This is a genomic window from Streptomyces flavofungini (assembly GCF_014650815.1).
GTDB classification, from domain to species: Bacteria; Actinomycetota; Actinomycetes; order Streptomycetales; family Streptomycetaceae; genus Streptomyces; species Streptomyces flavofungini.
Map to the genome: position 1 here is coordinate 98,713 of NZ_BMVR01000016.1, position 13,033 is coordinate 111,745.

12 protein-coding genes are annotated in these 13,033 nt (G+C 70.4%); all 12 read left to right on the top strand.

Going from position 1 to position 13,033, the window contains the following annotated elements; all coding sequences use genetic code 11:
- The first annotated feature begins 108 nt into the window (after nt 1-108).
- The gene (locus tag IE274_RS32675) at nt 109-654 is read left to right on the top strand and encodes a LemA family protein (protein WP_190119548.1); all 546 of its coding nucleotides are present in this window, start codon (nt 109-111) and stop codon (nt 652-654) included.
- A 269-nt stretch (nt 655-923) separates the two neighbouring features.
- The gene (pdxS, locus tag IE274_RS32680; RefSeq protein WP_190119549.1) at nt 924-1,847 is read left to right on the top strand and encodes a pyridoxal 5'-phosphate synthase lyase subunit PdxS; all 924 of its coding nucleotides are present in this window, start codon (nt 924-926) and stop codon (nt 1,845-1,847) included.
- A 3-nt stretch (nt 1,848-1,850) separates the two neighbouring features.
- Nucleotides 1,851-2,459 (top strand): pyridoxal 5'-phosphate synthase glutaminase subunit PdxT, encoded by a 609-nt coding sequence (pdxT, locus tag IE274_RS32685; protein ID WP_190119550.1) that lies wholly within the window; start codon nt 1,851-1,853, stop codon nt 2,457-2,459.
- Between the two features lie 46 nt (nt 2,460-2,505).
- Entirely contained in the window at nt 2,506-3,258 is a 753-nt protein-coding gene (locus tag IE274_RS32690) for a YebC/PmpR family DNA-binding transcriptional regulator (RefSeq protein WP_190119551.1), read from the top strand.
- Nucleotides 3,259-3,373: 115 nt separating this feature from the next.
- Nucleotides 3,374-4,003 (top strand): crossover junction endodeoxyribonuclease RuvC, encoded by a 630-nt coding sequence (gene ruvC / locus IE274_RS32695; RefSeq protein WP_190119552.1) that lies wholly within the window; start codon nt 3,374-3,376, stop codon nt 4,001-4,003.
- Nucleotides 4,000-4,611 (top strand): Holliday junction branch migration protein RuvA, encoded by a 612-nt coding sequence (gene ruvA, locus IE274_RS32700; RefSeq protein WP_190119553.1) that lies wholly within the window; start codon nt 4,000-4,002, stop codon nt 4,609-4,611. Before ruvC ends, ruvA begins: the two co-directional genes overlap by 4 nt.
- 118 nt (nt 4,612-4,729) lie before the next feature.
- Nucleotides 4,730-5,830, top strand: a complete 1,101-nt coding sequence (ruvB, locus tag IE274_RS32705; RefSeq protein ID WP_190119554.1) for a Holliday junction branch migration DNA helicase RuvB — start codon at nt 4,730-4,732, stop codon at nt 5,828-5,830.
- A 177-nt stretch (nt 5,831-6,007) separates the two neighbouring features.
- Complete coding sequence (gene yajC / locus IE274_RS32710; protein WP_190119555.1) at nt 6,008-6,490, top strand: preprotein translocase subunit YajC; 483 nt, start codon at nt 6,008-6,010, stop codon at nt 6,488-6,490.
- 187 nt (nt 6,491-6,677) lie between these two features.
- A complete protein-coding gene (gene secD / locus IE274_RS32715) occupies nt 6,678-8,465 on the top strand; it encodes a protein translocase subunit SecD (protein WP_190119556.1) in 1,788 nt (595 codons plus the stop codon).
- A gap of 1 nt (nt 8,466) precedes the next feature.
- A complete protein-coding gene (gene secF, locus IE274_RS32720) occupies nt 8,467-9,603 on the top strand; it encodes a protein translocase subunit SecF (protein ID WP_190119557.1) in 1,137 nt (378 codons plus the stop codon).
- Nucleotides 9,600-10,148, top strand: coding sequence for an adenine phosphoribosyltransferase (locus IE274_RS32725; protein WP_190119558.1), 549 nt, complete (start codon nt 9,600-9,602; stop codon nt 10,146-10,148). The genes secF and IE274_RS32725 overlap by 4 nt, the downstream gene beginning before the upstream one ends.
- A gap of 241 nt (nt 10,149-10,389) precedes the next feature.
- Nucleotides 10,390-12,993, top strand: coding sequence for a RelA/SpoT family protein (locus tag IE274_RS32730; RefSeq protein ID WP_190119559.1), 2,604 nt, complete (start codon nt 10,390-10,392; stop codon nt 12,991-12,993).
- Nucleotides 12,994-13,033: the final 40 nt, after the last annotated feature.

Sequence of the window (13,033 nt, forward strand, 5' to 3'; positions counted from 1 at the left end):
CGAAGGCCGATATCGGCACCCCGGCGGACGGCGCCTCCGGGACGGCCCGAGGCCGCGGCCGACCAGCCCCCGCTGTCCAGGGCGCCCCCGCCAGATACCTTTGCGGGCGTGACCTCCACGTTGATCTGGATCGCCGTCGGCCTCTTCGCGATCGGCCTCTACCTGAGCTGGACCGCCGGCCGCCTCGACCGGCTGCACGCGCGCATCGACGCGGCCCGCGCCGCCCTCGACGCGCAACTGCTGCGCCGCGCCTCGGTGACCCAGGAGGTGGCCACCTCCGGCGTGCTCGACCCGGCGGCGTCCATCGTCCTGTACGAGGCGGCGCACGCGGCCCGGCAGGCGGAGGAGGAACACCGTGAGGTCGCCGAGAGCGAGCTGAGCCAGGCGTTGCGGGCCGTCTTCGAGGACGCGGGGCAGGTCGACGCGGTGCGGGAGGCCCCGGGCGGCGAGGGGGCCGCGACCGAGCTGGCCCAGGCGGTCCGCCGGGTGCCGATGGCCCGGCGCTTCCACAACGACGCCGTACGCGCCGCCCGCGCCCTGCGCCGCCACCGCAAGGTCCGCTGGTTCCGGCTCGCCGGACACGCCCCGTTCCCCATGGCCTTCGAGATGGACGACGTGGCCCCGCCGGTGCTCGCGGACCGGCCGGGGACGTAGAACGGGCCGGGGACGTAGAGACGTAGAACGGGCCGGGACGTAGAACGGGCCGCCCGGAGCGTAATCGCGCCACCGCTCACGGCGAAAAACGATCCACGGCCTCACCATTGGCCCTTGCTGTGGCCTGGTCCCGGGACGTTTCCTCGATACCAGCGGAAACGCGACGGAAGCCGGACGGGAGCCGGATTCCGGCCGCCGTCCCCGCCCGGCGGCGCCCCCGCGGCGTGCCCGCCCCCTGTCACCGCCTTCGCACCGAGTGAGGTCAACCCGTGTCCAGCACGCTCTCCAGCAGCCCCCAGCCCGCCGAGAACACCGCGACCGGCACCGCCCGCGTGAAGCGCGGCATGGCCGAGCAGCTCAAGGGCGGCGTGATCATGGACGTGGTCGACGCCGAGCAGGCGAAGATCGCCGAGGACGCGGGCGCCGTCGCCGTCATGGCCCTGGAGCGGGTCCCGGCCGACATCCGCAAGGACGGCGGCGTGGCCCGGATGTCCGACCCGAACATGATCGAAGAGATCATCGAGGCCGTCTCCATCCCGGTCATGGCCAAGTCCCGCATCGGCCACTTCGTCGAGGCCCAGGTCCTGCAGTCCCTGGGTGTCGACTACATCGACGAGTCCGAGGTCCTGACCCCGGCCGACGAGGTCAACCACAGCGACAAGTTCGCGTTCACGACCCCCTTCGTGTGCGGTGCCACCAACCTCGGCGAGGCCCTGCGCCGCATCGCCGAGGGCGCCGCCATGATCCGCTCCAAGGGCGAGGCCGGCACCGGCAACGTCGTCGAGGCCGTCCGCCACCTGCGGCAGATCAAGAACGAGATCGCCAAGCTGCGCGGCTTCGACAACAACGAGCTGTACGCCGCGGCCAAGGAGCTGCGCGCCCCGTACGAGCTGGTCAAGGAGGTCTCCGAGCTGGGCAAGCTGCCGGTGGTCCTCTTCTCCGCCGGTGGTGTCGCGACCCCCGCCGACGCCGCGCTGATGCGCCAGCTCGGCGCCGAGGGCGTCTTCGTGGGCTCCGGCATCTTCAAGTCCGGCGACCCGGCCAAGCGCGCCGCCGCCATCGTGAAGGCCACCACCTTCTTCGATGACCCCAAGATCATCGCGGACGCGTCCCGCAACCTCGGCGAGGCCATGGTCGGCATCAACTGCGACACCCTGCCCGAGTCCGAGCGCTACGCCAACCGCGGCTGGTAACCCGTGAACGACACCCCCGTGATCGGTGTCCTGGCCCTCCAGGGCGACGTACGGGAGCACCTCGTCGCCCTGGCCACGGCCGACGCCGTGGCCAGGCCGGTGCGGCGCCCCGAAGAACTCGCCGAGGTGGACGGCCTGGTCATCCCCGGCGGCGAGTCGACCACCATCTCCAAGCTGGCGGCGCTCTTCGGCCTTCTTGAGCCCCTACGCGCGCGCGTGCGTGAAGGCATGCCGGTCTACGGCACCTGCGCGGGCATGATCATGCTCGCCGACAAGATCCTCGACCCGCGTTCGGGCCAGGAGACGCTCGGCGGCATCGACATGATCGTGCGCCGCAACGCCTTCGGGCGGCAGAACGAGTCCTTCGAAGCGGCCGTCGACATCAAGGGCGTCGCGGGGGACCCTGTGGAGGGCGTCTTCATCCGCGCGCCGTGGGTGGAGTCGGTCGGCGCCGACGTCGACGTGCTCGCCGAGCACGAGGGACACATCGTCGCCGTACGCCAGGGCGACGCGCTCGCCACGTCCTTCCACCCCGAGCTGACGGGCGACCACAGGGTGCACGCCTTGTTCGTCGAGATGGTGCGGGCGAAGCAGGCGCCGCGGTCCTTGTAGGATCTCTGGCGTTCGTACTGGTTGGTTACGCGAAGGAGACAGGCAGATGTCCGGCCACTCTAAATGGGCTACGACGAAGCACAAGAAGGCCGTGATCGACGCCAAGCGCGGCAAGCTCTTCGCGAAGATGATCAAGAACATCGAGGTCGCGGCCCGCACGGGCGGCGCCGACGTGTCCGGCAACCCGACCCTCTTCGACGCCATCCAGAAGGCCAAGAAGAGCTCGGTGCCGAACAAGAACATCGACTCCGCGGTCAAGCGCGGCGCCGGTCTCGAAGCCGGTGGCGCCGACTACGAGACGATCATGTACGAGGGCTACGGCCCCAACGGCGTCGCGGTGCTCATCGAGTGTCTGACCGACAACCGCAACCGCGCGGCGTCCGACGTGCGCGTCGCGATGACCCGCAACGGCGGCTCGATGGCCGACCCGGGCTCCGTGTCGTACCTCTTCAACCGCAAGGGCGTCGTCATCGTCGCCAAGGGTGAGCTGACCGAGGACGACGTCCTGGGCGCCGTGCTCGACGCGGGCGCCGAGGAGGTCAACGACCTGGGCGAGTCGTTCGAGGTGCTGAGCGAGGCCACCGACCTGGTCGCGGTGCGCACCGCGCTCCAGGAGGCCGGCATCGACTACGACTCGGCCGAGGCCAACTTCGTCCCGACCATGCAGATCGAGCTGGACGAGGACGGCGCCCGCAAGATCTTCAAGCTCATCGACGCCCTCGAGGACAGCGACGACGTGCAGAACGTCTTCGCCAACTTCGACGTCTCCGACGACGTCATGGCCAAGGTCGACGCCTGAGCGGCACACCACGGCAACCGGCGAACGGGCCGACGGGACACACCCCGTCGGCCCGTCGCTTTGTCAGTGGCACCCGATAGCCTGCACAAACAGGCGATCGAAGAGGGGGAGTCGAGTGCGGGTTCTGGGGGTTGACCCGGGGTTGACCCGGTGCGGCGTGGGTGTGGTCGAGGGCGTCGCCGGCCGTCCGCTGACCATGCGCGGCGTCGGCGTCGTGCGCACCCCCGCGGACGCCGAGCTCGGCCACCGCCTCGTCGCCATCGAGCAGGGCATCGAGGAGTGGCTGGACCAGTACGAGCCCGAAGTCCTCGCCGTGGAGCGGGTGTTCAGCCAGCACAACGTGCGCACGGTCATGGGCACCGCCCAGGCCAGCGCCGTCGCCATGCTGTGCGCGTCCCGCCGCGGCATCCCCGTCGCCCTGCACACCCCCAGCGAGGTCAAGGCCGCCGTCACCGGCAGCGGCCGCGCGGACAAGGCCCAGGTCGGCGCGATGGTGACCCGCCTGCTCCGCCTGGACGCGCCCCCCAAGCCCGCCGACGCGGCCGACGCCCTCGCCCTCGCCATCTGCCACATCTGGCGCGCCCCCGCGCAGCACCGCCTCCAGCAGGCAGTCGCCCAGAACCGCCTCCAGCAGGCGACAGCCCGGCACGCCCAGCAGGCCCAGCGAGGCCACCAGGCCCTGCAATCCAAGCAATCCAAGCAAGCCCAGCCAGCCCAGCCAGCACTGAAAGGCCGTACGCCATGATCGCCTTCGTCAGCGGCCCGGTCGCCGCCCTCGCCCCGGACTCCGCCGTGGTCGAAGTGGGCGGCATCGGCATGTCCGTCCAGTGCGCACCGAACACGCTGTCCGGGCTCCGCATCGGCCAGCAGACCAAGCTCGCCACGTCCCTGGTCGTGCGCGAGGACTCCCTGACGCTGTACGGCTTCGCGGACGACGACGAGCGCCAGACCTTCGAGCTGCTCCAGACCGCGAGCGGCGTCGGCCCCCGCCTGGCGCAGGCGATGCTCGCCGTGCACAGCCCGGACGCCCTGCGCCGCGCGGTCGCCACGGGCGACGAGAAGTCCCTGACCGCCGTGCCCGGCATCGGCAAGAAGGGCGCCCAGAAGCTGCTCCTGGAGCTGAAGGACCGCCTCGGCGAGCCGCTCGGCACCGGCGGCCCCGCCATCGGCGCCCCCGTCACCCAGGGCTGGCGCGACCAGCTGCACGCGGCGCTGATCGGGCTCGGGTACGCGACGCGCGAGGCGGACGAGGCGGTCACCGCCGTCGCTCCGCAGGCCGAGGCCGTCGAGGGCATCCCGCAGGTGGGCCAGCTCCTGAAGGCCGCGCTCCAGACGCTGAACCGCACGCGCTGAGCCCCCGCCGGGCGGGCGCCCCGCTGATCCGCAGCCGGACGCGGCCAGCCGCCCGACGCGGGCCGATCCACCGCTACACGCAGACCGCAGACTCACGTACGGACGCGAGGCACACCGCATGAACTGGGACGACACGAGCGACGAGACCACGGCCGACGCGGCCGAGCACCTCGTCGGCCCCGCCGAGGAGCGGCTGGTGGGCTCGGTCGCCGACGGCGAGGACCAGGCGGTCGAGGCCGCCCTGCGCCCCAAGGACCTGGGTGAGTTCATCGGCCAGGAGAAGGTCAGGGAGCAACTCGACCTCGTGCTGCGCGCCGCCCGCGCGCGCGGTGCCACCGCCGACCACGTGCTGCTCTCCGGCGCCCCCGGCCTCGGCAAGACCACCCTGTCGATGATCATCGCCGCCGAGATGGGCGCCCCGATCCGCATCACCAGCGGCCCGGCCATCCAGCACGCGGGCGACCTCGCCGCGATCCTGTCCTCCCTCCAGGAGGGCGAGGTCCTCTTCCTCGACGAGATCCACCGCATGTCGCGGCCCGCCGAGGAAATGCTGTACATGGCCATGGAGGACTTCCGCGTCGACGTGATCGTCGGCAAGGGGCCCGGCGCCACCGCCATCCCGCTCGAACTGCCGCCCTTCACGCTCGTCGGCGCCACCACGCGCGCGGGCCTGCTGCCGCCGCCGCTGCGCGACCGCTTCGGCTTCACGGCGCACATGGAGTTCTACGAGCCCGCCGAACTGGAACGGGTGGTCCACCGCTCCGCGAACCTGCTGGACGTCACCATCGACGCCGCAGGTGCCGCCGAGATCGCGGGCCGCTCCCGGGGCACCCCCCGTATCGCCAACCGCCTGCTGCGCCGCGTACGGGACTATGCGCAGGTCAAGGCCGACGGCGTGATCAACCGCGAGATCGCGGGCGCGGCCCTGAGCGTGTACGAGGTCGACGCCCGCGGCCTGGACCGCCTGGACCGCGCGGTCCTCGAAGCCCTCCTGAAGCTGTTCGGCGGCGGCCCCGTCGGCCTGTCCACCCTCGCCGTCGCGGTGGGGGAGGAGCGGGAGACCGTCGAGGAGGTGGCCGAGCCCTTCCTCGTCCGGGAGGGGCTGCTCGCCCGGACGCCCCGGGGGCGGGTGGGGACGCCCGCGGCATGGGCCCATCTGGGTCTCGTACCGCCCCGGCAGGGAGCGGGAACTGGACAACAGGACTTGTTCGGGTCGTGACCTGAAGCGCGGCGGCGCGGAGAGTCGCACCATCCGGAACTGCGGTGCCATGCTGAGCGTTGTTCGTATGGTGCGGACTCGCTTAGACTCCGCCGATGCCGCCCTTGTGGGCGGCGCCGCCCACCCCCATCCATCAGGCCGCACAAGAGCGCGGTCGTGCGAAGGAAACTCCGTCCCGTGAATATCGTGACCCTCCTCCCCTTCATCGTGCTCATCGGGGCCATGTTCCTGATGACCCGGTCCGCCAAGCGGAAGCAGCAGGCGGCCGCCCAGATGCGCAACGACATGACGCCTGGCACCGGCATCCGCACGATCGGAGGCATGTACGCCACCGTCAAGGAGGTCCACGACGACGCGGTCCTCCTCGAGGTCGCCCCCGGCGTCCACGCGGTGTACGCGAAGAACTCCATCGGCGCCGTCCTCGACGACGACGAGTACAACCGCATCGTTCACGGCACCGAGGACGACCTGAAGTCCGACGACGCCCCCGTGGTGCCCGACGACGCCTCCTCCCTCACCGAGACCGACGAGGCCGCCGACGCTTCGGACGACTCGCGCATCGACCTCGGCAAGAAGGACACGGCCGACCCGGTCGACGAGGCCCCCGAGGCCGCAGACGCAGAGCCGAAGAAGACCGACGGCGAGTCCGGCGCGAAGTAGTCACGGCCGGGGGCCGGACCTGCGCCCGCTCGCGCACCGCGGCCCCCGCCCCAGGTGATTTCGCGCCGCGTCTCGACACAACTTCATGGCCGCCCGCCCGGGGCCCCTCCCGCACAGGCCTCCGCTCAGCGCAGGTGACAGGGGAGACACCCCGCAGGCCGGACGGTTGGACAGGGAGAACGAGAAGGTGGCAGCACCCAAGAAGGGCCGTAGGCAGGCCGCCCCGGGGAAACCGGGCCGCACCCTGGTCCTGATCATGATCGCCCTGGTGGCGCTCACCGGCGGGATGTTCCTCTCCGGGCACACCACGCCCCGCCTCGGCATCGACCTCGCCGGGGGTACGAGCATCACGCTCGAGGCGAAGAACGAGCCGGGCCAGAAGAACGCGATCAACCAGACCAACCTGAACACGGCTGTTGACATCATCAACAACCGTGTCAACGGCCTGGGTGTCTCCGAAGCCGAGGTGCAGACCCAGGGCGACCGGAACATCATCGTCAACATCCCCAAGGGCACCAACGCCAAGCAGGCGCGGGAGCAGGTCGGCACGACCGCTCAGCTCTACTTCCGCCCCGTCCTCGCCCAGCAGCCCAGCACCGGCCCGGCCCAGCAGCCGAAGCCGAAGCCGACGCCGTCGTCCTCCGACAAGGGCGACAAGCCCAAGGAGAGCGACAAGCCCGAGGACAAGGCGACCACGCCGAGCGGGACGCCGACGACCCAGGGCCGTTCCGTCACCGACGGCCTGAAGGACGAGCCCACTCCGACCGGAACGCCCACGGGCGACGCCAAGGACAAGGGCGACAAGGGCAAGGACGACGGCAAGAAGGCGCCGACGCCGCCCGCCGACCCCACCGCCAACCTCCAGGAGCAGTTCACCAAGCTCGACTGCACCGACGAGAAGGCCCGCCTGAAGGTCAAGGAGGGCGTCAAGCCCACCGACACGGTCGTGGCCTGCGGCAAGAGCGGTGACGGCAAGGGCTGGGACAAGTTCATCCTCGGACCCTCCGAGGTCAACGGCAAGGAGGTCGATGACGCGAAGGCCGTCTACGACACCCAGGGTGCCGCTGGCTGGAAGGTCACGATGAAGTTCTCCGGCAAGGGGACGAAGCAGTTCGGTGACATCACCGGCAAGCTCGCCAGCAAGCAGCCGCCGCAGAACGAGTTCGGCATCGTCATGGACGGCGAGGTCGTCTCCGCTCCGTACGTGCGGCAGGCGCTGACCACCGGCGACGCCGAGATCTCCGGCAGCTTCACCCAGGACGAGGCCAAGGACCTGGCCAACATCCTGTCGTACGGCGCGCTCCCGCTGACCTTCAAGGAGCAGAGCGTCACCACGGTCAGCGCGGCCCTCGGCGGCGAGCAGCTGCACGCCGGTCTCATCGCCGGCGCCATCGGCCTCGCGCTCGTCATCATCTACCTGGTGGCGTACTACCGCGGCCTGGCCTTCATCGCCATCGCGTCCCTCGGCGTCTCCGCGGCGCTGACGTACACGATCATGACGCTGCTCGGCCCGACCATTAAGTTCGCGCTGAACCTGCCCGCGGTCTGTGGCGCCATCGTCGCCATCGGTATCACCGCCGACTCCTTCATCGTCTACTTCGAACGCATAAGGGACGAGATCCGCGAGGGCCGTACGCTGCGGCCCGCCGTGGAGCGCGCCTGGCCGCGCGCGCGGCGCACCATCCTGGTGTCCGACTTCGTGTCGTTCCTCGCCGCCGCGGTGCTGTTCGTCGTCACGGTCGGCAAGGTCCAGGGCTTCGCGTTCACGCTGGGTCTGACCACGCTGCTCGACGTCGTGGTGGTGTTCTTCTTCACCAAGCCACTGATGACGATCATGGCTCGCAAGAAGTTCTTCGCGGGCGGCGGAAAGTGGTCCGGACTCGATCCGAAGCGTCTCGGTGCCAAGCCGCCGCTGCGCCGCTCGCGCGCCGGCGCGACCGCCGCCCCCGCCGACTCGACCCCGAAGGAGGCGTGAGATGTCGAAACTCGGAGATCTCGGCGCCCGGCTCTACCGCGGCGAGGTCGGCTACGACTTCGTCGGCAAGCGCAAGATCTGGTACGGCATCTCGATCCTCATCACCATCACGGCCATCGTCGGCCTGGCGGTGCGCGGCCTGAACATGGGCATCGAGTTCGAGGGCGGCGCCGTCTTCAACACGCCGAAGACCAGCGTGTCGGTGTCCAAGGCGGAAGAGGTCGCGGAAGAGGCCTCCGGCCACGACGCGCTCGTGCAGAAGCTCGGCAACGACACCCTGCGCATCCAGATCGCCGGTGTGGACACCGGGAAGTCGGACCAGATCAAGGACGAGCTCGCCAAGAAGCTCGACATGAAGGCCGACGACATCAACGCCGACCTCGTGGGCCCCAGTTGGGGTGAACAGATCGCCAACAAGGCCTGGCAAGGCCTGGCGATCTTCATGATCCTGGTCGTGGTCTATCTGGCGATCGCCTTCGAGTGGCGCATGGCCGTGGCCGCGCTCATCGCGCTCATCCACGACATCACGATCACCGTGGGTGTGTACGCCCTCGTGGGCTTCGAGGTCACACCGGGCACGGTGATCGGTCTGCTGACCATTCTCGGTTATTCGCTGTACGACACGGTCGTGGTCTTCGACAGCCTCAAGGAACAGTCGAAGGACCTCGTCAAGCAGACCCGCTTCACCTACAGCGAGGTCGCCAACCGCTCCATCAACAGCACGCTGGTGCGTTCCATCAACACCACGGTGGTGGCGCTCCTGCCGGTCGCCGGTCTGCTGTTCATCGGCGGCGGCTTCCTCGGCGCGGGCATGCTGAACGACATCTCGCTGTCGCTGTTCGTCGGCCTCGCGGCGGGCGCGTACTCCTCGATCTTCATCGCGACCCCGCTGGTCGCGGACCTCAAGGAGACCGAGCCGCAGATGAAGGCGCTCAAGAAGCGGGTGCTCGCCAAGCGCAGGGCGGCCGCGGCCAAGGGCGAGTCCGCCGAGACCCCGGCGTCCGAGGGCGATGCTCCGCAGGACACGGAGGAGCCCGACGACGACGCGGCCCCGGCCGTGGTCGGCCCGCGCTCGGGCCCCCGGGCGCAGCCCACCCGCAACCGCGGCCGCGGCCGCCCGTCGGGGAAGCGCCGATGACCGAGCTCGTCGACGTCAACGCGCTGCTGCTCAGCCGCATCCGTGACGTGCCGGACTATCCCGAGCCCGGCGTGCTGTTCAAGGACATCACGCCGCTGCTCGCGGACCCGGCCGCGTTCACCGCTCTGACCGGCGCCCTCGCCGACCTGAGCGTGCGGCACGGGGCCACCAAGGTCGTGGGTCTGGAGGCGCGCGGGTTCATCCTGGGCGCCCCGGTCGCGCTCCGGGCCGACCTCGGCTTCATTCCCGTACGCAAGGCGGGCAAGCTCCCCGGAGCGACCCTCAGCCAGCGCTACGACCTGGAGTACGGCAGCGCCGAGATCGAGGTGCACGCCGAGGACCTCAAGCCCGACGACCGCGTCATGGTGATCGACGACGTCCTCGCCACCGGCGGCACCGCCGAGGCCTCGCTGCGGCTCATCCGCCGCGCCGGGGCCCAGGTGGCCGGGGTGGCGGTGCTGATGGAGCTGGGCTTCCTGAACGGTCGCGAGCGGCTGATTCCCGCTCTGGACGGGGCACCCCTGGAGGCGCTGCTCACGGTCTGAGGACCTGGAAGAGGGCGCCAGCGGCCCTCGGGGGAGTGCCCGGCCGCGGCGGCCGGTCCGGGAGTTCCCCGCACCACCCCAGCGATGAAAGAGGCGGGCCCGGCGGAATCCGGCGCCCGCCTCTGGTGTTTCTCCAGTACAGAGCCGTCTCACCGGCCGAGGGCGAGCCGTCGGCCCAGGATCGATACCATGGGCACTTCGGGACCTCACCGGGGGACCCGATCGCGCACAGGGAGCGCTCTTGCCAGACGAGTCCCAGCCACTTGCCGCCGCCAAGTCCGCCCAGCAGGCCGAGCGAGCCGCGGCGCCCGCCGTCGCGCCCGCGAAGAAGGCACCGAGCGCGCCCGGCGGGACGTCCGCACAGGGCGAGCAGGGTGCGTCGCGACCCGCCGAGACGCGACCTGCCGAGACGCGCCCCGCCGAGCCGCGGTCGGCCGGGCAGACCGGCCCCAAGCCGTCCGCCGAGCCGCAGTCCGCCCCGCCGGTCCGCCCGGCCCCCGGCCGGACCCCGGCCCCGAGCAAGCCCCCCGTCAGCGGCAAGGCCGAGCGCTCCGGCTCCTCCAACCGCGTGCGCGCCCGCCTCGCCCGCCTCGGCGTCCAGCGCTCCAACCCGTACAACCCGGTCCTGGAGCCGCTGCTCCGGATAGTGCGCAGCAACGACCCGAAGATCGAGACCGCGACGCTGCGCCAGATCGAGCGCGCCTACCAGGTCGCCGAGCGCTGGCACCGCGGCCAGAAGCGCAAGAGCGGCGACCCGTACATCACGCACCCGCTCGCCGTCACCACCATCCTCGCCGAGCTCGGCATGGACCCGGCGACCCTGATGGCCGGTCTCCTGCACGACACCGTCGAGGACACCGAGTACGGCCTGGACACCCTGCGCCGCGACTTCGGCGACCAGGTCGCGCTGCTCGTCGACGGCGTCACCAAGCTCGACAAGGTCAAGTTCGGCGAGGCCGCGCAGGCCGAGACCGTCCGCAAGATGGTCGTCGCCATGGCCAAGGACCCCCGCGTCCTGGTCATCAAGCTCGCCGACCGCCTGCACAACATGCGCACGATGCGCTACCTCAAGCGCGAGAAGCAGGAGAAGAAGGCCCGCGAGACGCTGGAGATCTACGCTCCGCTGGCGCACCGCCTGGGCATGAACACCATCAAGTGGGAGCTGGAGGACCTCGCCTTCGCGATCCTCTACCCCAAGATGTACGACGAGATCGTGCGTCTGGTGGCCGAGCGCGCCCCCAAGCGCGACGAGTACCTGGCCATAGTGACCGACGAGGTCCAGGCCGACCTGCGAGCCGCCCGCATCAAGGCCACGGTCACCGGCCGACCGAAGCACTACTACAGCGTCTACCAGAAGATGATCGTCCGCGGCCGTGACTTCGCGGAGATCTACGACCTGGTGGGCATCCGTGTCCTGGTCGACACGGTCAGGGACTGCTACGCCGCCCTCGGCACCGTGCACGCGCGCTGGAACCCGGTCCCCGGCCGGTTCAAGGACTACATCGCGATGCCGAAGTTCAACATGTACCAGTCGCTGCACACGACGGTCATCGGCCCCAACGGCAAGCCCGTCGAGCTGCAGATCCGCACCTTCGACATGCACCGCCGCGCCGAGTACGGCATCGCCGCGCACTGGAAGTACAAGCAAGAAGCCGTCGCCGGTGCCTCCAAGGTGCGCACCGACGTGCCGAAGAAGACCGGCAAGGACGACCACCTCAACGACATGGCGTGGCTGCGCCAGCTCCTGGACTGGCAGAAGGAGACCGAGGACCCCAGCGAGTTCCTGGAGTCCCTGCGCTTCGACCTGTCGCGCAACGAGGTCTTCGTCTTCACGCCGAAGGGCGACGTCATCGCCCTCCCGGCGGGCGCGACCCCGGTCGACTTCTCGTACGCGGTGCACACCGAGGTCGGCCACCGCACCATAGGCGCCCGGGTCAACGGACGGCTCGTACCGCTCGAATCGACCCTGGACAACGGCGACCTGGTGGAGGTCTTCACCTCCAAGGCCGCGGGCGCGGGCCCCTCCCGCGACTGGCTCGGCTTCGTCAAGTCGCCGCGGGCCCGCAACAAGATCCGCGCCTGGTTCTCCAAGGAGCGCCGCGAGGAGGCCATCGAGCAGGGCAAGGACGCCATCGCGCGCGCCATGCGCAAGCAGAACCTGCCGATCCAGCGCATCCTCACCGGCGACTCCCTGGTCACGCTCGCGCACGAGATGCGCTACCCCGACATCTCGTCGCTGTACGCGGCGATCGGTGAGGGGCACGTCACCGCGCAGAGCGTCGTGCAGAAGCTCGTCCAGGCGCTCGGCGGCGAGGAGGCCGCCAACGAGGACATCGCGGAGAGCGCGCCGCCCTCGCGCAGCCGGACCAAGCGCCGCTCCAACGCCGACCCCGGAGTCGTCGTCAAGGGCGTCGACGACGTGTGGGTCAAGCTCGCCCGCTGCTGCACACCGGTGCCGGGCGACCCCATCATCGGCTTTGTCACGCGCGGCAGTGGCGTATCGGTTCACCGCAGCGACTGCGTGAACGTGGACTCGCTCTCCCGTGAGCCCGAGCGCATCCTCGAGGTCGAGTGGGCGCCCACGCAGTCGTCGGTGTTCCTGGTGGCCATCCAGGTCGAGGCCCTGGACCGCTCCCGGCTGCTCTCGGACGTCACGCGCATCCTCTCCGACCAGCACGTCAACATCCTGTCCGCGGCCGTGCAGACCTCCCGCGACCGGGTCGCCACCTCCCGCTTCACCTTCGAGATGGGCGACCCCAAGCACCTGGGCCATGTGCTCAAGGCGGTCAGGGGAGTCGAGGGCGTGTACGACGTGTACCGCGTGACCTCGGCACGCCGACCGTAGACCGGGCCACCAACTACGGAGAGGGGCTCCCACACGTCCT

Coding starts and splice junctions, on each gene's coding strand:
- IE274_RS32690 (WP_190119551.1), top strand. CDS start 2,506: ATGTCCGGCCACTCTAAATGGGCTACGACGAAGCACAAGAAGGCCGTG.
- ruvA (WP_190119553.1), top strand. CDS start 4,000: ATGATCGCCTTCGTCAGCGGCCCGGTCGCCGCCCTCGCCCCGGACTCC.
- ruvB (WP_190119554.1), top strand. CDS start 4,730: ATGAACTGGGACGACACGAGCGACGAGACCACGGCCGACGCGGCCGAG.
- secF (WP_190119557.1), top strand. CDS start 8,467: ATGTCGAAACTCGGAGATCTCGGCGCCCGGCTCTACCGCGGCGAGGTC.
- IE274_RS32725 (WP_190119558.1), top strand. CDS start 9,600: ATGACCGAGCTCGTCGACGTCAACGCGCTGCTGCTCAGCCGCATCCGT.